This is a genomic window from Streptomyces sp. JLBT605 (assembly GCF_058215555.1).
In genome coordinates this window covers 895118-914981 of the sequence record NZ_CM177087.1, presented here as the reverse complement: position 1 = coordinate 914981, position 19864 = coordinate 895118, and the positions used below count along the sequence as shown (strand labels likewise).

The 19864-nt window shown below is 71.9% G+C and carries 18 protein-coding genes; 17 read left to right on the top strand and 1 reads right to left on the bottom strand.

What is annotated here, in order from left to right; all coding sequences use genetic code 11:
- Positions 1–38: 38 nt before the first annotated feature.
- The 10 genes from mltG (at position 39) to nusB (ending at position 9570) form a co-directional block, all read left to right on the top strand.
- Entirely contained in the window at positions 39–1910 is a 1872-nt protein-coding gene (mltG, locus tag AC4BDD_RS04260) for an endolytic transglycosylase MltG (protein WP_490689616.1), read from the top strand.
- Between the two features lie 12 nt (positions 1911–1922).
- Positions 1923–2759, top strand: a complete 837-nt coding sequence (locus AC4BDD_RS04255) for a shikimate dehydrogenase (protein WP_490689615.1) — start codon at positions 1923–1925, stop codon at positions 2757–2759.
- 169 nt (positions 2760–2928) lie between these two features.
- Positions 2929–4113 carry a chorismate synthase gene (aroC, locus tag AC4BDD_RS04250; RefSeq protein ID WP_490689614.1) on the top strand — a complete coding sequence of 395 codons (1185 nt, stop codon included), beginning with the start codon at positions 2929–2931 and terminating at the stop codon, positions 4111–4113.
- The gene (locus AC4BDD_RS04245) at positions 4110–4634 is read left to right on the top strand and encodes a shikimate kinase (protein WP_490689613.1); all 525 of its coding nucleotides are present in this window, start codon (positions 4110–4112) and stop codon (positions 4632–4634) included. Before aroC ends, AC4BDD_RS04245 begins: the two co-directional genes overlap by 4 nt.
- On the top strand, positions 4631–5719 hold the full coding sequence (gene aroB / locus AC4BDD_RS04240) for a 3-dehydroquinate synthase (RefSeq protein ID WP_490689612.1): 1089 nt from the start codon (positions 4631–4633) through the stop codon (positions 5717–5719). Before AC4BDD_RS04245 ends, aroB begins: the two co-directional genes overlap by 4 nt.
- Positions 5716–6153, top strand: a complete 438-nt coding sequence (gene aroQ / locus AC4BDD_RS04235) for a type II 3-dehydroquinate dehydratase (RefSeq protein ID WP_490689611.1) — start codon at positions 5716–5718, stop codon at positions 6151–6153. Before aroB ends, aroQ begins: the two co-directional genes overlap by 4 nt.
- Before the next feature lie 216 nt (positions 6154–6369).
- On the top strand, positions 6370–7275 hold the full coding sequence (locus AC4BDD_RS04230; protein ID WP_490689610.1) for a Pro-rich N-terminal domain-containing protein: 906 nt from the start codon (positions 6370–6372) through the stop codon (positions 7273–7275).
- Between the two features lie 126 nt (positions 7276–7401).
- A complete protein-coding gene (locus AC4BDD_RS04225) occupies positions 7402–8523 on the top strand; it encodes an aminopeptidase P family protein (RefSeq protein WP_490689609.1) in 1122 nt (373 codons plus the stop codon).
- 46 nt (positions 8524–8569) lie between these two features.
- Positions 8570–9136 carry an elongation factor P gene (efp, locus tag AC4BDD_RS04220; protein ID WP_352389971.1) on the top strand — a complete coding sequence of 189 codons (567 nt, stop codon included), beginning with the start codon at positions 8570–8572 and terminating at the stop codon, positions 9134–9136.
- A 2-nt stretch (positions 9137–9138) separates the two neighbouring features.
- The gene (nusB, locus tag AC4BDD_RS04215) at positions 9139–9570 is read left to right on the top strand and encodes a transcription antitermination factor NusB (protein WP_490689608.1); all 432 of its coding nucleotides are present in this window, start codon (positions 9139–9141) and stop codon (positions 9568–9570) included.
- Positions 9571–9681: 111 nt separating this feature from the next.
- Here the strand turns inward: nusB and bldD are convergent, their stop codons facing one another.
- On the bottom strand, positions 9682–10182 hold the full coding sequence (bldD, locus tag AC4BDD_RS04210) for a transcriptional regulator BldD (protein WP_135337455.1): 501 nt from the start codon (positions 10180–10182) through the stop codon (positions 9682–9684).
- A 221-nt stretch (positions 10183–10403) separates the two neighbouring features.
- On the opposite strand from bldD, the gene pyrR reads away from it, so the two are divergent.
- From pyrR to AC4BDD_RS04175, 7 genes are all read left to right on the top strand, one after another.
- Positions 10404–11009 (top strand): bifunctional pyr operon transcriptional regulator/uracil phosphoribosyltransferase PyrR, encoded by a 606-nt coding sequence (gene pyrR / locus AC4BDD_RS04205; protein WP_490689607.1) that lies wholly within the window; start codon positions 10404–10406, stop codon positions 11007–11009.
- 163 nt (positions 11010–11172) lie between these two features.
- Positions 11173–12177 carry an aspartate carbamoyltransferase catalytic subunit gene (locus tag AC4BDD_RS04200; protein WP_490689606.1) on the top strand — a complete coding sequence of 335 codons (1005 nt, stop codon included), beginning with the start codon at positions 11173–11175 and terminating at the stop codon, positions 12175–12177.
- A 2-nt stretch (positions 12178–12179) separates the two neighbouring features.
- The gene (locus AC4BDD_RS04195; RefSeq protein ID WP_490689605.1) at positions 12180–13481 is read left to right on the top strand and encodes a dihydroorotase; all 1302 of its coding nucleotides are present in this window, start codon (positions 12180–12182) and stop codon (positions 13479–13481) included.
- Positions 13478–14062 (top strand): PH-like domain-containing protein, encoded by a 585-nt coding sequence (locus tag AC4BDD_RS04190; RefSeq protein WP_490689604.1) that lies wholly within the window; start codon positions 13478–13480, stop codon positions 14060–14062. The genes AC4BDD_RS04195 and AC4BDD_RS04190 overlap by 4 nt, the downstream gene beginning before the upstream one ends.
- Positions 14062–15219, top strand: a complete 1158-nt coding sequence (gene carA, locus AC4BDD_RS04185; protein WP_490691654.1) for a glutamine-hydrolyzing carbamoyl-phosphate synthase small subunit — start codon at positions 14062–14064, stop codon at positions 15217–15219. Before AC4BDD_RS04190 ends, carA begins: the two co-directional genes overlap by 1 nt.
- A complete protein-coding gene (gene carB / locus AC4BDD_RS04180) occupies positions 15212–18523 on the top strand; it encodes a carbamoyl-phosphate synthase large subunit (RefSeq protein ID WP_490689603.1) in 3312 nt (1103 codons plus the stop codon). The genes carA and carB overlap by 8 nt, the downstream gene beginning before the upstream one ends.
- A gap of 81 nt (positions 18524–18604) precedes the next feature.
- The gene (locus AC4BDD_RS04175) at positions 18605–19705 is read left to right on the top strand and encodes a quinone-dependent dihydroorotate dehydrogenase (protein ID WP_490691653.1); all 1101 of its coding nucleotides are present in this window, start codon (positions 18605–18607) and stop codon (positions 19703–19705) included.
- The last annotated feature ends 159 nt before the right edge of the window (positions 19706–19864 follow it).

The following is a 19864-nucleotide window of genomic DNA, read 5'->3' as shown; positions in this document are numbered from 1 at the left end:
ACGCACCCCGGCTGCCGCCTCGCGGCACTAGGGGATCGATGACTGAGTATGGCCGGGGCTCCGGCTCCCAACCGTGGCATCCCGGGGATTCCCCCTCCTCGCCCGACTTCGGGCAGGAGGGGCTCTACGGAGGCCAGGCATGGGACGGGCAGCAGGCCGGGGCCGGTCACGAGCCGTACGCCCACGACCCGCTCGCCCAGCAGCCCTATCCGCAGTCGGCGGCCGGGTACCAGACCGGCCGGCACCCGCTGCAGGATCCTTACGGCAGCCAGGGACACCCCGACCCCTACCAGCAGGAATACCCGCACCAGCACCAGCAGCAGGACCACCAGCAGTGGACCGGCGAGCAGGCCGGGTACGCGCAGCAGCCGCAGGCACCGTACGGCGACGGCATGCCGCACGGGCAGGCCGCCCAGGCGCACTACGGCGACGGCGGCGCGGGCTGGGACCCCGGCTACGGCGGCCTGGACCCCGCCGACCCGTACGGACGGCCCACCGACCCGTACACCGGAGGCCAGCCGGACTTCTACGCCACCCCGGACGCCTACCCGCCGCCCGAGCCGCCCTACGCGCGTCACCACTCCCAGGGCGGGCCGGCGGACGGCTACGCCGACCCGGCGCACCAGGCCGCCATGGCGGCCACCGGGCCGGAGGCCCACCCGGCACCGGCCGCGGCGGCCGAGCCGGGCACGGCCCACGCCGTGGCCGCCGAGCCCGAGGCGCCCGAGGCCGAGCGGCCCTCCGGCGCCCTTAGGCCACTGGCCCTGGACGAGGACCCCGACGGCTACGACGAGCCGGAGGAGCCCGGCCGCGGCGGCCGCGAGCGCCGCAACAACAAACCCAAGCGCCGCAGCGGTCTGGCCTGCCTGATCGTGGCCGTGGTGCTGGTCGGCCTCATCGGTGGCGGCGGCTACTTCGGCTACCAGTTCTGGCAGGACCACTTCGGCACGCCCGCCGACTACGCGGGCGAGGGCTTCGGCGAGGTCCAGGTCGAGATCCCGCCTGCCGCGCCCGGGTCCGAGATCGGCAACATCCTCCAGCGCGAGGGCGTGGTGAAGTCGAGCGCCGCCTTCGTCGACGCCGTCAACGCGAGCGGCAAGTCCATCCAGCCGGGCTCCTACACCCTGCACCGCGAGATGTCCGCCGCGGCGGCCGTGGAGATGATGACCGGCGGGGCCAGCATGAACGCCCTGATCATCCACGAAGGAATGCGCAACGCGCAGGTCTACGCCGCGATCGACGAGAAGATCGGGCTCAAGGCGGGCACCACCGCGGGCGTCGCCAAGCGCGAGGCCAAGAACCTCGGACTGCCCGACTGGGCCGACGACAACCCGCAGATAAACGATCCGCTGGAGGGCTTCCTCTACCCGTCCCGCTACAGCGTCGGCAAGAACGCCAAGCCGGCCGACGTGCTGCGCGAGATGGTGAAGACCGCCAACGCCAAGTACGCGAAGTACGACCTGGACGCCAAGGCCAAGGAGCTGGGTCTGGACTCGCCGCTGCAACTGGTCACCGTCGCCAGCCTGGTGCAGGCCGAGGGCGTCACCCACGACGAGTACCGGAAGATGGCCGAGGTGGTCTACAACCGCCTCAAGCCCGACAACTCCCAGACCTTCGGCAAGCTCCAGTTCGACTCGACGTACAACTACATCAAGAACCAGAGCAAGACCGACATCGGCCTGGACGAGATCAAGAACTACGATCACCCGTACAACACGTACTTCTACAAGGGGCTGCCGCCGGGACCGATCGGCAACCCCGGCGCGGAGGCCCTGGAAGCCGTCCAGAACCCCACCCACGACGGCTGGTACTACTTCATCTCGCTGGACAGCAAGACGACGAAGTTCACCAAGACCTACGCCGAGTTCCAGGAGCTGTACGACCAGTACAGGAACCAGAAGAAGGGCTGAGGGAGCGGTCAGATGACGTACACCCACCGGGCGGCGGTCCTCGGTTCGCCGATCGCCCACTCCCTCTCCCCGGTGCTGCACCGGGCCGCCTACGCGGAGCTCGGCCTGACCGACTGGACGTACAACCGCTTCGACGTCGACGAGGCGGCGCTGCCCGACTTCATCACCGGGCTCGACCCCCGGGTGTGGGCCGGGCTGTCCCTCACCATGCCGCTGAAGCGGGCGGTCATACCGCTGCTGGACGAGATCAGCGACACCGCGGCGGCCGTGGAGGCGGTGAACACCGTCGTCTTCACCGACGACGGCCGCCGGACCGGCGACAACACCGATATCCCCGGCATGGTGGCCGCCCTGCGTGAACGCGGAGTCCGCACGGTCGACAGCGCGGCCATCCTCGGCGCCGGCGCCACCGCCTCCTCCGCGCTCGCCGCGCTCTCCCGGATCTGCGCCGGCCCGGTCACCGCCTACGTCCGCAGCGCCGCCCGCGCGGCCGAGATGCGGCAGTGGGGCGAGCGGCTGGGCGTGGAGGTGCGGACCGCCGACTGGGCGGACGCCGCCCAGGCGTTCACCGCCCCGCTGGTCATCGCCACCACCCCGGCCGGCGCCACCGATGGCCTGGCCGGGGACGTCCCGCACCACCCGGGCGCGCTCTTCGACGTGCTCTACGACCCGTGGCCGACCCCGCTGGCCGCCGCCTGGTCGGCCCGCGGCGGCGCCGTCGTGAGCGGCCTGGACCTCCTGGTGCACCAGGCCGTGCTCCAGGTCGAGCAGATGACCGGCCGCTCGCCCGCGCCGCTCGCGGCGATGCGCGCGGCCGGCGAACTCGCCCTGGCGGCCCGCGCGGCTTAGGGCTGTCCGCCCCGGGTCCTCAAGCACGACAGTCCATGGACAACCGGTCCACCAGCTGAGACCGCGTCCGGCGCGGTCCCGCGGGCGTGGGAGGATCAGAGGTGGCGGGCCAGGGCCGCGCACCCCGGCCGCGCCGCGTACGCGTAAGGCGCGAGCAAGAGGAGCACCGTTGAGCAGGTTGCGCTGGCTGACCGCGGGGGAGTCGCACGGCCCCGCACTGGTGGCGACGCTGGAGGGGCTTCCCGCCGGTGTGCCGATCACCACCGACATGGTGGCGGACGCCCTTGCCAGGCGACGGCTCGGCTATGGCCGCGGGGCCCGGATGAAGTTCGAGCGTGACGAGGTCACCTTCCTCGGCGGCGTCCGGCACGGCCTCACCCTCGGCTCCCCCGTCGCGATCATGGTGGGCAACACCGAGTGGCCCAAGTGGGAGCAGGTCATGGCCGCCGACCCGGTCGACGAGGAGACCCTCGCCGGGCTGGCGCGGAACGCCCCGCTGACCCGCCCGCGCCCCGGCCACGCCGACCTGGCCGGTATGCAGAAGTACGGATTCGACGAAGCCCGGCCGATCCTGGAGCGCGCCAGCGCCCGGGAGACCGCCGCCCGCGTCGCCCTGGGCGCGGTCGCCGCCTCCTACCTCAAGGAGACCGCGGGCATCGAGATCGTCTCCCATGTGGTGGAGCTGGCCGCCGCCAAGGCCCCGTACGGCGTCTACCCCAAGCCCTCCGACGTCGAGCGGCTCGACGCCGACCCGGTGCGCTGCCTGGACGCGGACGCGAGCAAGGCGATGGTCGCCGAGATCGACCAGGCCCACAAGGACGGCGACACCCTCGGCGGCGTGGTCGAGGTGCTGGCCTACGGCGTGCCGGTGGGGCTCGGCTCCCATGTGCACTGGGACCGGAGGCTGGACGCCCGGCTGGCCGGCGCGCTGATGGGCATCCAGGCCATCAAGGGCGTCGAGGTCGGTGACGGCTTCGACCTCGCCCGCGTCCCCGGCTCCAAGGCCCACGACGAGATCGTCTCCACCGAGGACGGGATCCGGCGCTCCTCGGGCCGCGCCGGCGGCACCGAGGGCGGCCTGAGTACCGGAGAGCTGCTCCGGGTGCGGGCCGCGATGAAGCCCATCGCCACCGTCCCGCGCGCGCTGGCCACCATCGACGTCACCACCGGCGAGGCGGCGCAGGCCCACCACCAGCGCTCCGACGTGTGCGCCGTCCCGGCCGCGGGCATCGTCGCCGAGGCCATGGTGGCGCTGGTGCTGGCCGACGCGGTCGCCGAGAAGTTCGGCGGTGACAGCGTCACCGAGACCCGCCGCAACGTACAGAGCTTCCTCGACAACCTGGCCATTCGGTGAGCGCGGTGAGCGGCCCCGTCGCGGTCCTGGTGGGCCCGATGGGGGTCGGCAAGTCGACCGTGGGGGAGCTGCTGGCGGCGCGTCTCGGGGTCGGCTACCGGGACACCGACGCCGACATCGTCGCCGCCCAGGGCCGTGAGATCTCCGAGATCTTCCTCGACGAGGGCGAGGCGTACTTCCGCGAGCTGGAGCGGGAGGCGGTGCGCACCGCCGTCGCCGGCCACCCGGGCGTGCTGGCCCTCGGCGGCGGCGCCATCCTGGACCCCGGCACGCGCGAGCTGCTCACCGGGCTGCCTGTCGTCTTCCTCGACGTGGGCGTCGGCGAGGCGATGAAGCGTGTCGGCCTCAACGCCCCGCGCCCGCTGCTGGCGGTCAACCCGCGGCAGCGCTGGCGCGAGCTGATGGAGCAGCGCCGCCCGCTCTACACCGAAGTGGCCCGTGCCGTCGTCGTGACCGACGGCCGTACCCCCGAGGACGTCGCCGAAGCCGTCCTCGACGCACTGGAGCTGAAGAACGCATGAGTGATGTCACCCGTGTCCAGGTCGGCGGGAGCGCGGGCTCGGACCCGTACGAGGTGCTGATCGGCCGTCAGCTCCTCGGTGAGCTGCCCGGTCTTATCGGGACGGCGGCCAAGCGCGTCGCCGTGCTGCACCCGGAGGCGCTGGCCGAGACCGGTGAGGCGGTCCGTCAGGACCTCGCCGAGCAGGGCTACGAGGCCATCGCGATCCAGCTGCCCAACGCCGAGGAGGCCAAGACCGTCGAGGTCGCCGCCTACTGCTGGAAGGCGCTGGGCCAGACCGGCTTCACCCGCAGCGACGTGATCATCGGCGTCGGCGGCGGCGCCACCACCGACGTCGCCGGCTTCGTCGCCGCGACCTGGCTGCGCGGAGTGCGCTGGATCGCCGTGCCCACCACCGTGCTGGCCATGGTGGACGCGGCGGTCGGCGGCAAGACCGGCATCAACACCGCCGAGGGCAAGAACCTCGTCGGTGCCTTCCACCCGCCCGCCGGGGTGCTGTGCGACCTGGCCGCCCTGGAGTCGCTGCCGGTCAACGAGTACGTCAGCGGCCTCGCCGAGATCATCAAGGCCGGGTTCATCGCCGACCCGGTGATCCTGGATCTGATCGAGGCCGACCCGGAGGCCGCCCGGACGCCCGCCGGGCCGCACACCGCCGAGCTGATCGAGCGCTCCATCCGGGTCAAGGCCGAGGTGGTCTCCTCCGACCTCAAGGAGTCGGGGCTGCGCGAGATCCTCAACTACGGCCACACCCTGGCGCACGCCATCGAGAAGAACGAGCGCTACAAGTGGCGGCACGGCGCCGCGGTCTCCATCGGCATGGTCTTCGCCGCCGAACTCGGGCGGCTGGCGGGCCGGTTGGACGACGCCACCGCCGACCGGCACCGCGCCGTCCTGGGCTCCGTGGGCCTGCCGCTGACCTACCGCGGCGACCAGTGGCCCAGGCTGCTGGAGACCATGAAGGTCGACAAGAAGTCGCGCGGCGATCTGCTTCGCTTCATCGTCCTGGACGGGCTGGCCAAGCCGACCGTCCTGGAGGGCCCCGACCCGGCGGTGCTGCTCGCGGCGTACGGGGAGGTCTCCGCATGAGGCGGGTGCTCGTCCTCAACGGGCCGAACCTCGGCCGCCTGGGCAGCCGCGAGCCGGACGTCTACGGCGCCACGTCCTACGCCGGACTGGTCCAGGAGTGCACCGCGCTCGGCAAGGAGCTCGGCCTGGAGGTCGAGGTCCGCGAGACCAACGACGAGGGCGAGATCGTCCGCTGGCTGCACGAGGCGGCGGACGGCCGGATCCCGGTCGTGATCAACCCCGGTGCCTTCACGCACTACTCGTACGCCATGCGGGACGCCGCCGCGCAGCGCACCGCGCCGCTGATCGAGGTGCACATCTCCAACCCGCACGCGCGGGAGGAGTTCCGCCACACCTCCGTCATCGCCGCCGTCGCCAGCGGCACCATCGCGGGATTCGGGATCGGCTCCTACCGGCTGGCGCTGCACGCCCTGGCCGCCGAACCGTCCGACTGACGGCGGCCGTCCGCATCGAGGGGCTGCTCTCAGCTCGCCCGGGCCCATGCCGTATACAGTGGCAGGCGGCCGGAAGCCGGGTGCGGCCCCTGGGGCGTCTTCCGGACGGAAGTCCGCCGGAGGTGGTCGGGGGTACGGTTCGTCAGGACCGGCCACGGCCGTGGCCGGGCACCCACCCTGCCTGTAGAAGTCCCGCACGAGACGGAGTGCCACCGGATGCAGCACGCAGTGGGAGCCCCGCTGCCACCGCCCCACGGGCCCGGGCAGCAACCCGGTGCCGGCTGGCCACACGAGGCGAGCCACCATCCGGCGCCGCCCACCGCCCAGCCCGTGCCGGCGCCGCCCGGGCAGGCGCCCGTCCCGCCGGCCCAGCACGCCGTCCCGCCGGTCCAGCCGGGCGCGGCCCCCGTCCCGCCGGCCCAGCACGCCGTCCCGCCGGTCCATCACACCGGGGCGCCGTCGGTCGACACCTCGATGGCCACCGGGCACGTCCAGCTGCCGCCCGGCGGGCCGGTGCAGATGCCGCCCCACCCCGCCGCCGGCGCCCCGGTGGCCGATGCCTCCCAGGCGGCCGTCGCGGTGCTGCTGATCGGGCCGGCCGGTGCCGGGAAGACCACCGTCGCCCGCCACTGGGCCGACCGCCGCCGCGTCCCGACCGCGCACATCAGCCTGGACGACGTCCGGGAATGGGTGCGCTCGGGATTCGCCAACCCCCAGTCCGGCTGGAACGACAACTCCGAGGCGCAGTACCGCCTCGCCCGCCGTACCTGCGGCTTCGCCGCCCGCAACTTCCTCGCCAACGGCATCTCCTGCATCCTCGACGACGCCGTCTTCCCCGACCGCCCGGTGGTCGGCCTCGGCGGCTGGAAGCGGCATGTGGGGCCCGGGCTGCTGCCGGTGGTCATCCTCCCCGGCCTGGAGATCGTCCTGGAGCGGAACGCCGCCCGCAGCGGGAACCGCCGGCTCAGTGACGAGGAGGTCGCCCGGATCCACGGCCGGATGGCCGGCTGGTACGGATCGGGGCTGCCGATCATCGACAACTCCGGCTACGACGTGGAGACCACCGCCCGGGTGCTGGACGACGTGGTCGCCCGCTCCCTGGCCAGCCCGCCCACCTGGTAGGCGCCCGCGTTCACCGCGAGCGAGCGAGCCGAGGGGGCACCCCGCGGGCGCCCGCCCTGGCCGAGGACCGCCCATCCGGCCCCGCTCAACCGGCCGCCGCGCCTCCGCTTACGTACCCTCGGGGACATGTCCGAGGTGTACGCGACCCGACGTGCCCTGCTCCGTGAGCGGTGCGCGGTGTCGGGTGTCGAGGCCGCGCTCGTCACCCACCCCGCGAATGTGCGATATCTCAGCGGCGCCGCGCCCCTCGGCGCGGCGCTGCTGGTCGGGCCCGCCGCGGATTCCAGGGACGTCCTGGTGTGCCCCGGGGAGCCGGTGGGGGAGCCCGGTGTCGAGCGCGCCGACGAGGCGCTGCGGGTGATGGCCCTGGGCGCGGAGGACACCGACGCCGACGCCGCCGTCACCGCGGCCGGCCTGGCCCAGGCCGCCGGGGCGGACTCGCTGGCGGTGGAGGAGCACCAGCTCAGCGTCGCCCGGCACCGGGCGCTGGGGGTGGCCGCCCCCCGGCTGCGCCTGGCCGACCTGGGACGGGCCGTGGAACAGCAGCGGATGATCAAGGACGAGGAGGAGATCTCCTGTCTGCGGATCGCCGCGGAGATCGCCGACCAGGCCCTCGGTGAGCTGCTCGAATCGATCCTGGTGGGCCGCACCGAACGCCATCTGGCGCTGGAGCTGGAGCGCCGGCTGATCGACCACGGGGCCGACGGCCCGGCCTTCCCCACCGTGGTCGGCGCCGGGCCGAACGCCGGCCGGCGCGGCCACACCCCCAGCAACCGGCGTGTCGAGGAAGGCGATTTCCTGTGCATCGGGCTCGGAGCCGGCTACCGGGGCTACCGCTGCGAGGTCGGCCGCACCTTCGTCGTCGGCACCACGCCCGCCGACTGGCAGATCGAGCTCTACGAGCTGGTCTTCGCCGCTCAGCGGGCCGGGCGCGAGGCACTCACCCCCGGCGCCGCCTACCGGGACGTGGACCGGGCGGCGCGCCATGTGCTGGACGCCGCGGGCTACGGGTCGGGCTGCGGCACGCGGACCGGGCACGGCGTCGGCCTGGAAAACGACGAGGACCCTCGGCTTGGCCCCTCAGCCATGGGTAAACTGGACGCTTGCGTGTCGGTCACCGTCGAACCGGGGGTCCACCTCCCGGGACGGGGCGGAGTCCGGATCGATGACACGCTCGTCGTGCGCTCCGAGGCGGACGGCGGACCAGAGCTACTCACCATCACGACCAAGGAGCTGCTCGCGCTGTAGCGCGTGCCCCGGGGTCGTCCACGTCAGTCCAGGAGATTCCTCAACCGTGGCTTCCACGAACGACCTCAAGAACGGCCTGGTGCTCAAGCTCGAAGGCGGCCAGCTCTGGTCTGTCGTCGAGTTCCAGCACGTCAAGCCCGGCAAGGGCCCGGCCTTCGTGCGCACCAAGCTCAAGAACGTGCTCTCCGGCAAGGTCGTCGACAAGACCTTCAACGCCGGCGTCAAGGTCGAGACGGCCACCGTCGACAAGCGCGACATGCAGTTCTCGTACATGGACGGCGAGTACTTCGTCTTCATGGACATGGAGACCTACGACCAGCTCATGGTCGACCGGAAGGCCGTCGGCGACGCCGCCAACTTCCTCATCGAGGGCTTCACCGCCACCGTCGCGCAGCACGAGGGCGAGGTGCTCTTCGTCGAGCTGCCGGCCGCCGTCGAGCTGACCATCCAGGAGACCGAGCCGGGCGTCCAGGGCGACCGCTCCACCGGTGGCACCAAGCCCGCCATCCTGGAGACCGGTCACCAGATCCAGGTCCCGCTCTTCATCACCACCGGTGAGAAGATCAAGGTCGACACTCGCACCAGCGACTACCTCGGCCGGGTGAACAGCTAACCGTGGCTGCCCGTAACACGGCCCGCAAGCGCGCCTTCCAGATCCTCTTCGAAGGCGACCAGCGCGGTGCCGACGTCCTGACGGTCCTGGCGGACTGGGTCCGGCACTCCCGGACCGACACCCGCCAGCCACCGGTGAGCGAATACACGATGCAGCTGGTCGAGGGGTACGCCGAGCACGCGGCCCGGATCGACGAGCTGATCGCCACCTACGCGGTGGGCTGGACGCTGGACCGGATGCCGGTGGTGGACCGGAACCTCCTGCGGCTCGGCGCCTACGAGCTGATCTGGGAGGACGGGACCCCGGACGCGGTGGTGATCGACGAGGCGGTGCAGCTCGCCAAGGAGTTCTCCACCGACGACTCCCCGGCCTTCGTCAACGGCCTTCTGGGCCGGCTCAAGGAGCTGAAGCCGGGACTGCGCCGCGAGCAGTAGTCCACAGGGAACGGAAAACCGCCGGGGGCGGTGGACCCGAAAGGGTTCCACCGCCCCCGGCGGCACGTTTCTGCAGAAGGGATCCGCAGGTGGAAATGGGTGAAGTGGACGCTAGACGTCCTCGTGCTGGACGGCGCGACGCGCGTCCGCGCCGAGCACGCCCCAGCTGATCAGCTGCTCGGTCAGTACCGAGGGCGACTGGTCGTAGATCACGGCCAACGTGCGCAGGTCGTCCTGCCGGATCGACAGCACCTTGCCGTTGTAATCACCGCGCTGGCTCTGGATGGTCGCCGCATACCGCTGCAGCGGACCCGCCTTCTCGGCCGGCACGTGGGCCAGACGCTCAAGGTCCAGCACCAGCTTCGGCGGCGGCTCGGCGGCCCCTCCAGGCGTGGTGCCCGGCAGCAGTTCCTGCACCGGAACGCCGTAGAAGTCCGCCAGCTCGGCGAGCCGCTGCACGGTCACGGCACGGTCGCCGCGCTCGTAGGAGCCCACCACCACGGCCTTCCACCGGCCCTGGGACTTCTCCTCGACGCCGTGGAGGGAGAGGCCCTGCTGGGTGCGGATGGCGCGGAGCTTGGCCCCGAGCTGTTTGGCGTATTCGCTGGACATAAAGCTCCCCGGACGCTGTATCAATCATGCGGCTCCGCCGCGTGGCTGTTACTCACTGTGAGGTTACGCAGCGTAATCTCCATTCGTCAAGCCGAATGAACCTCAGCGTCCGCCGTCAGGGGTGATGACGGCCTTCGAGGTTGACCCTGCTACTGTGAATGGCGCAATTCCGACGTCCTTTAAGGTCCGTCCCGTGAGGCGGAGAAGGAGGTCCGTTTCGTATGGACGCAAACAGCACGCAAGCCCAGGCGGCAGCGGCAGAGCAGGCCAGTGCGGCCCGACCTGTCCTGGAGGGCCCGGACATCGCCCGGGTACTCACCCGCATCGCCCATGAGATCGTCGAGCGCGCCAAGGGCGCCGAGGACGTGGTGCTCCTGGGCATCCCCACCCGTGGCGTCTTCATCGCCCGGCGGCTGGCCGCCAAGCTGGCGGAGATCACCGGCCGAGAGATCCCGGTCGGATCTCTCGACATCACCATGTACCGCGACGACCTGCGGCTCCGCCCGGCCCGAGCGCTGGCCCACACCGACATCCCGGCCGACGGGATCGAAGGCCGCGTGGTCATCCTCGTCGACGACGTGCTCTTCTCCGGCCGCACCATCCGCGCCGCGCTCGACGCGCTGAACGACATCGGCCGCCCCCGTGCGGTCCAGCTCGCGGTCCTGGTCGACCGCGGCCACCGCGAACTCCCGATCCGCGCCGACTACGTCGGCAAGAACCTCCCCACGTCGCTGCGGGAGACGGTCAAGGTGCAGCTCACCGAGGAGGACGGCCGCGACAGCGTGCTCCTGGGCCTGCGCGAGACCTCCCCTTCCGGCGACCAGTAGCGCCCCTCCCGCACGGACCGGGGCGCCCGGAACCGTGCCCGCGCCTGCCACCCCCTGGGGCACTTCCCCGGCTTCGCCGGGGCCCGCACCCCGGCCGCCGGGCCCAGGGGACTGCCGCCGGCTGGTGACACCAGCCCACCCGCCACAAACACGGAGTAACCGGATGAAGCGTCATCTCATCTCGGCCGCCGATCTCACCCGCGACGACGCCGTCCTGATCCTCGACACCGCCGAGGAGCTGGCCCGGGTCGCGGACCGGCCGATCAAGAAGCTGCCCACCCTGCGCGGCCGCACCGTCGTCAACCTCTTCTTCGAGGACTCGACCCGCACCCGCATCTCCTTCGAGGCCGCCGCCAAGCGGCTCTCCGCCGACGTCATCAACTTCTCCGCCAAGGGCTCCTCGGTCTCCAAGGGCGAATCCCTGAAGGACACCGCGCTGACCCTGGAGGCGATGGGCGCCGACGCCGTCGTCATCCGGCACCACGACTCCGGCGCCCCGCACCGGCTCGCCACCTCCGGCTGGATCGGCGGCTCCGTGGTCAACGCCGGCGACGGCACCCACGAGCACCCCACCCAGGCCCTGCTCGACGCCTTCACCATGCGCCGGCACCTGGCCGGCGGGGTCGGCCACGACCTGTCCGGCCGCCGCATCACCATCGTCGGCGACGTCCTGCACAGCCGGGTCGCCCGCTCCAACGTGCTCCTGCTGAACACCCTCGGCGCCGAGGTGACCCTGGTCGCCCCGCCCACCCTGGTGCCCATCGGCGTCGAGACCTGGCCCTGCGAGGTCTCTTACGACCTGGACGCGGTGCTCGCCAAGTCCGACGCGGTGATGATGCTCCGCGTCCAGCGCGAGCGGATGAACGCCGCCTTCTTCCCCACCGAGCGCGAGTACGCCCGCCGCTACGGCCTGGACGGCCAGCGGATGGCCAAGATGCCCGAGCACGCGATCGTCATGCACCCCGGACCGATGAACCGCGGCATGGAGATCACCGCCGAGGTCGCCGACTCCCCGCGCTGCACCGCCGTCGAGCAGGTCGCCAACGGCGTCTCCATCCGGATGGCCGTGCTGTACCTGCTGCTCGGCGGCGCCGTACTCGACGGCCCCGCCGAGACCCCGGCCGCCGCCCCCGCCGCCACCCCCGTGACCACCGAGGAGAGCAAGTAACCATGTCCGAGACCACCGTGAAGACTCTGCTCCGTGGCGCGAAGGTCCTCGGCGGCGACCCGCAGGACGTGCTCATCGACGGCGAGACCATCGTCGCCGTCGGACCGGACCTCAACGCCCCCGAGGGCGCCACCGTCATCGACGCCCGGGGCCGGATCCTGCTGCCCGGCCTGGTCGACCTCCACACCCACCTGCGCGAGCCCGGCCGCGAGGACTCCGAGACCGTCCTGACCGGCACCCAGGCCGCCGCCGTCGGCGGCTACACCGCCGTGCACGCCATGGCCAACACCTTCCCCGTCGCCGACACCGCCGGCGTCGTCGAGCAGGTCTGGCGGCTCGGCAAGGAGTCCGGCTACTGCGACGTCCAGCCGGTCGGCGCGGTCACCGTCGGCCTGGAAGGCAAGAAGCTCGCCGAGCTGGGCGCGATGCACGAGTCCGCCGCCGGCGTCCGGGTCTTCTCCGATGACGGCAAGTGCGTCGACGACGCCGTGATCATGCGCCGGGCCCTGGAGTACGTGAAGGCGTTCGACGGCGTCATCGCCCAGCACGCCCAGGAGCCCCGGCTCACCGAGGGCGCCCAGATGAACGAGGGCATCGTCTCCGCCGAGCTGGGCCTGGCCGGCTGGCCCGCCGTCGCCGAGGAGTCGATCATCGCCCGCGACGTGCTGCTCGCCGCGCACGTCGGCTCCCGGGTGCACATCTGCCACCTGTCCACCGCCGGCTCCGTCGAGATCGTCCGCTGGGCGAAGTCCAAGGGCTGGGACGTCACCGCCGAGGTCACCCCGCACCACCTGCTCCTCACCGACGAGCTGGTCCGCTCCTACGACCCGGTCTACAAGGTCAACCCGCCGCTGCGCACCGAGGCCGACGTGATGGCCCTGCGCGAGGCGCTCGCCGACGGCACCATCGACTGCGTCGCCACCGACCACGCACCGCACCCGCACGAGGACAAGGACTGCGAGTGGGGCGCCGCCGCCATGGGCATGGTGGGCCTGGAGACCGCCCTGTCGGTGGTCCAGCACACCATGGTCGACACCGGTCTCATCGACTGGGCGCAGGTCGCCGACCGGATGTCCTTCCGGCCCGCCGTGATCGGCCGCCTCTCCGGGCACGGCCGCCCGATCGCCGTCGGGGAGCCCGCCAACCTCACCCTGCTCGATCCGGCATACCGTGGTGTGGTGAACCCCGCGGAGTTCGCCTCGCGCAGCCGGAACACCCCCTACCGGGACCGTGAGCTGCCGGGCCGGGTGACGCACACCTTCCTGCGGGGCCGGGCCACGGTCGTAGACGGGAAGCTGACGTGACACCTTTGAACCATCTGTCGGCGGCACAGGAGTCCCAGCAGGTCACCGACTGGGCCGCGCGGATCGGCTGGGTCGTCGGCCTGGCCCTCCTCGTCGGCCTCGTCTACTGGCTGATGCGCGAGGGCTGGAAGTGGCGCGGGACGCTCCAGGGCGACCTGCCCGAGCTGCCGCAGGCCCCCGCCGAACCCGGCGCCGCCCGGCTGCGGCTGACCGGCCGCTACCACGGCTCCACCACCGCCGGGCAGTGGCTGGACCGGATCGTCGCGCACGGTCTCGGCACCCGCAGCCGCGCCGAGCTCACCCTGACGGACCAAGGCGGCATCGTCGTCGTCCGGCCCGGCGCGCAGGACTTCCACATCCCCGCCGAGGCGCTGCGCGGCGCCAGGCTGGACAAGGGCATCGCGGGCAAGGTCCTCGCCGAGGACGGCCTGCTGGTGATCACCTGGCTCCACGGCGACCGTCTCATCGACTCCGGCTTCCGCTCCGACCGCGCCGCCGAGCACGCGGCCTGGGTGGACGCCCTCACCTCTTTCACCGGCGACAGCGCGGTCGCCGGCCGGCACGACCAGGAAGGCGCATGATGACCACCTCTCAACTCGGGAGCCCCTCGAAGAGGACGACGGTGCCCCCCGCCGTACTCGTCCTGGAGGACGGTCGCATCTTCCGTGGCCGTGCCTACGGGGCCGTGGGGGAGACCTTCGGCGAGGCGGTGTTCTCCACCGGCATGACCGGCTACCAGGAGACCCTCACCGACCCCTCCTACCACCGCCAGGTGGTCGTCATGACCGCCCCGCACGTCGGCAACACCGGCGTCAACGACGAGGACCCCGAGTCCCAGCGGATCTGGGTCTCCGGCTACGTCGTCCGCGACCCCGCCCGGGTGCCGTCCAACTGGCGCTCGCGCCGCTCCCTCGACGATGAGCTGGCCGCCCAGGGCGTCGTCGGCATCAGCGGCATCGACACCCGCGCCCTCACCCGCCATCTGCGCGAGCGCGGCGCCATGCGGGTCGGCATCTTCTCCGGCCCGGCGATCGCCGATGACGCGGCGCTGCTGGCCAGGGTCCAGGCGTCCCCGCAGATGAAGGGCGCCGATCTCAGCGGCCAGGTCGCCACCACCGAGGGCTACGTGGTCCCGGCGATCGGCACCAAGCGGTTCACCGTGGCGGCGATCGACCTCGGCATCAAGGGCATGACCCCGCGCCGGATGGCCGAGCGCGGCATCGAGGTGCACGTGCTGCCGGCCTCCGCGACCATCGAGGATGTGTACGCGGTCCAGCCCGACGGTGTGTTCTTCTCCAACGGCCCCGGTGACCCGGCCACCGCCGACCACCCGGTCTCCGTGATGCGAGGCGTGCTGGAACGGAAGACCCCGCTCTTCGGCATCTGCTTCGGCAACCAGATCCTCGGCCGCGCGCTGGGCTTCGGCACCTACAAGCTCAAGTACGGCCACCGCGGCATCAACCAGCCGGTGCAGGACCGCACCACCGGCAAGGTCGAGATCACCGCGCACAACCACGGCTTCGCCGTCGACGCCCCGCTCGACGGCCCCACCGACACCCCCTACGGGCGCGCCGAGGTCTCCCACGTCTGCCTCAACGACGACGTGGTCGAGGGTCTGCAGTGCCTCGACGTCCCCGCATTCAGCGTCCAGTACCACCCCGAAGCCGCCGCAGGACCGCACGACGCCGCGTACCTGTTCGACCGCTTCGTCTCCCTGATGGAGGGCCAGCGTGCCTAAGCGCACCGACATCCAGTCCGTCCTGGTCATCGGCTCCGGCCCGATCGTCATCGGCCAGGCCGCCGAGTTCGACTACTCCGGCACCCAGGCGTGCCGGGTCCTCAAGGCCGAGGGCCTGCGGGTCATCCTGGTCAACTCCAACCCCGCCACGATCATGACCGACCCGGAGATCGCCGACGCGACCTACGTCGAGCCGATCACCCCGGAGTTCGTCGAGAAGATCATCGCCAAGGAGCGCCCGGACGCGCTGCTGCCCACCCTGGGCGGCCAGACCGCGCTCAACACCGCGATCTCCCTCCACGACAACGGCGTCCTGGACCGTTACGGCGTCGAGCTGATCGGCGCCAACGTCGAGGCCATCCACAAGGGCGAGGACCGCGACCAGTTCAAGCTGGTCGTCGAGGCGGTCAACGCCAAGATCGGCCACGGCGAGTCGGCCCGCTCGGTCATCTGCCACTCCATGGAGGACGTCCTCGCGGGTGTCGAGACGCTCGGCGGCTACCCGGTCGTCGTCCGCCCCTCCTTCACCATGGGCGGCGCCGGCTCCGGCTTCGCCCACGACGAGGAGGAGCTGCGCCGCATCGCCGGCCAGGGCCTGACGCTCTCCCCGACCACCGAGGTGCTCCTCGAGGAGTCCATCCTCGGCTGGAAGGAGTACGAGCTGGAGCTGATGCGCGACAAGCACGACAACGTCGTGGTCGTCTGCTCCATCGAGAACTTCGACCCGATGGGCGTGCACACCGGTGACTCCATCACCGTCGCCCCGGCGATGACGCTCACCGACCGCGAGTACCAGATCCTCCGCGACATCGGCATCGCCGTCATCCGCGAGGTCGGCGTGGACACCGGCGGCTGCAACATCCAGTTCGCGGTCAACCCCGACGACGGCCGGGTCATCGTCATCGAGATGAACCCGCGCGTCTCCCGCTCCTCCGCGCTGGCTTCCAAGGCCACCGGCTTCCCGATCGCGAAGATCGCGGCCAAGCTTGCCGTCGGCTACAGCCTGGACGAGATCCCCAACGACATCACCCGCGAGACCCCGGCCTCCTTCGAGCCCACCCTCGACTACGTCGTGGTCAAGGTGCCGCGCTTCGCGTTCGAGAAGTTCCCGGCCGCGGACGCCACCCTCACCACGACCATGAAGTCGGTCGGCGAGGCCATGGCCATCGGCCGGAACTTCACCGAGGCGCTGCAGAAGGCGCTGCGCTCGCTGGAGAAGAAGGGCAGCCAGTTCGCCTTCACCGGCGAGCCGGGCGACAAGGCGGAACTGCTGGTCAAGGCCCAGGTCCCCACCGACGGCCGGATCAACACCGTCATGCAGGCCATCCGGGCCGGCGCCACCCCGCAGGAGATCTTCGACCACACCAGGATCGACCCGTGGTTCGTCGACCAGCTCTTCCTGATCAAGGAGATCGCCGACGAACTGGCCGACGCCGCCGAGCTCGACCCCGAGCTGCTGGCCGAGGCCAAGCGGCACGGCTTCTCCGACGCCCAGATCGCCGGCATCCGCGGCCTGGGCGAGGAGGTCGTCCGCCAGGTCCGGCACGCCCTCGGCATCCGCCCGGTCTACAAGACGGTCGACACCTGCGCCGCCGAGTTCGCCGCGCGGACCCCGTACTTCTACTCCTCCTACGACGAGGAGACCGAGGTCGCCCGGCGCGAGAAGCCGGCCGTGATCATCCTCGGCTCCGGCCCCAACCGCATCGGCCAGGGCATCGAGTTCGACTACTCCTGCGTCCACGCCTCCTTCGCGCTGAGCGACGCGGGCTACGAGACCGTGATGGTCAACTGCAACCCGGAGACCGTCTCCACCGACTACGACACCTCCGACCGGCTCTACTTCGAGCCGCTCACCCTGGAGGACGTCCTGGAGATCGTGCACGCCGAGACCCAGGCGGGCCCGGTCGCCGGCGTCGTCGTCCAGCTCGGCGGCCAGACGCCGCTGGGCCTGGCCCAGGCGCTCAAGGACAACGGCGTCGCCGTGGTCGGCACCCCGCCGGAGGCCATCCACGCCGCCGAGGACCGCGGCGCATTCGGCAAGGTCCTCACCGACGCCGGCCTGCCCGCCCCGAAGTACGGCACCGCCTTCTCCTTCGAGGAGGCCAAGACCATCGCCGCCGAGATCGGCTACCCGGTCATGGTCCGCCCGTCCTACGTGCTCGGCGGCCGCGGCATGGAGATCGTCTACGACGAGCCGTCGCTGGGCGAGTACCTGGAGCGGCACGCGGGGCTGATCTCCGAGCACCCCGTCCTCATCGACCGCTTCCTCGACGACGCCATCGAGATCGACGTCGACGCCCTCTACGACGGCACCGAGCTCTACCTCGGCGGCGTCATGGAGCACATCGAGGAGGCCGGTATCCACTCCGGCGACTCCGCCTGCGCGCTGCCCCCGATCACCCTCGGCGGCTTCGACATCAAGCGGCTGCGCACCTCCACCGAGGCGATCGCCAAGGGCGTCGGCGTCCGCGGCCTGATCAACATCCAGTTCGCGATGGCCGGTGACATCCTCTACGTGCTGGAGGCCAACCCGCGCGCCTCCCGCACCGTCCCGTTCACCTCCAAGGCCACCGCCGTGCCGCTGGCCAAGGCCGCCGCCCGCATCTCGCTGGGCGCCACCATCGCCGAGCTGCGCGCCGAGGGCCTGCTGCCCGCCACCGGCGACGGCGGCACCCTCCCGATGGACGCGCCGATCTCCGTCAAGGAGGCCGTGATGCCCTGGTCCCGCTTCCGGGACCGCACCGGCGCCGGCGTGGACACCGTGCTCGGCCCGGAGATGCGCTCCACCGGCGAGGTCATGGGCATCGACTCGGTCTTCGGCACCGCCTACGCCAAGTCGCAGGCCGGGGCGTACGGCGCGCTGCCCACCAAGGGCCGGGCCTTCGTCTCGGTCGCCAACCGCGACAAGCGCTCGATGATCTTCCCGGCCCGCGAGCTGGTGACCCACGGCTTCGAGCTGCTGGCCACCTCCGGCACCGCCGAGGTGCTGCGGCGCAACGGCATCAACGCCACCGTGGTCCGCAAGCAGAGCGAGGGCCCGGGGCCGAACGGTGAGAAGACCATCGTCCAGCTCATCCACGAGGGCCAGGTCGACCTGATCGTCAACACCCCCTACGGCACCGGCGGCCGTCTGGACGGCTACGACATCCGCACCGCCGCGGTCGCCCGCGGCGTGCCCTGCCTGACCACCGTGCAGGCGCTCGCCGCCGCCGTACAGGGCATCGAAGCGCTGAGCCGCGGCGACATCGGCGTCCGGTCGCTCCAGGAACACGCGGAGCAGCTGATCGCCCTCCGCGAGGAGTGATCCCGCCACCCGCCCTCCCCGACCAGGGGAGGGCGGGTGCGTGTCAGCCCCCTGCAACCCCCGCCGCGGAAGGCCCCCACCGTGTACCCCCTCTTCTTCCGACTCCTCTTCCGGCGCATGGACGCCGAGCGCGCCCACCACCTGGCGTTCGGCTGGATCCGGCTGGCCGCCCGCATCCCGGTGCTGCGCACCTTCGTGGCAGCCGTGCTCGCCCCCCGCCACAAGGCGCTGCGCACCGAGGCCCTCGGCCTGCGGATGCACGGGCCCTTCGGCCTGGCCGCCGGCTTCGACAAGAACGCCGCCGGCATCGACGGGCTGGCCATGCTCGGCTTCGACCACGTCGAGATCGGCACGGTCACCGCCGAGCCGCAGCCCGGCAACCCCAAGAAGCGGCTCTTCCGGCTCGTCCAGGACCGGGCGCTGATCAACCGCATGGGCTTCAACAACGACGGCTCGGCGGCCGTCGCCGAGCGCCTGGCGGCCCGCAAGGCCATCTTCCGGACCACCCTCGGCGTCAACATCGGCAAGACCAAGGTCGTCCCGGAGGAGGAGGCCGTGGCCGACTACGTCGCCTCCACCGAGCGACTGGCCCGCCACGCCGACTACCTCGTCGTCAACGTCTCCTCCCCGAACACCCCCGGGCTGCGCAACCTCCAGGCCACCGAGGCGCTGCGCCCGCTGCTCACCGCCGTCCGGGAGGCCGCCGACCGCTCGGTGTCCGACCGGCGCGTGCCGCTGCTGGTGAAGATCGCCCCGGACCTCGCCGACGAGGACGTGGACGCCGTCGCCGACCTCGCCGTGGAGCTGCGGCTGGACGGCATCATCGCCACCAACACCACCATCGCCCGCGAGGGCCTGGGACTGCGCTCCGACCCGGCGATCATCGCCGAGACCGGCGGCCTGTCCGGCGCGCCGCTGAAGGCCCGATCGCTTGAGGTGCTGCGCCGGCTGTACGCCCGGGTCGGCGACCGCATCACGCTGGTCGGCGTCGGCGGCATCGAGACCGCCGACGACGCCTGGGAGCGCATCCTGGCCGGCGCCACTCTGATCCAGGGGTACAGCGCCTTCATCTACCAGGGCCCCTTCTGGTGCCGCAAGATCCACCGTGGGCTTGCCGAGCGGCTGGCCGCGAGCCCGTACGCCACCCTCGCGGAAGCGGTGGGGGCGGCGCATCGTGGCTGATGTCTCGTTGGTGACCGCACCCCGGTGGCACTGCGCTGTGCCAGCCCGTCCCTCCCCCAAGCACTCCGTGCAGGGGGTACCCCAAGCGCGACGATCTCCCACAGCTTGGAGGACCTTCCCGTGACTGATATCCAACCCTTCGGCGCCCGGCTGCGCCGC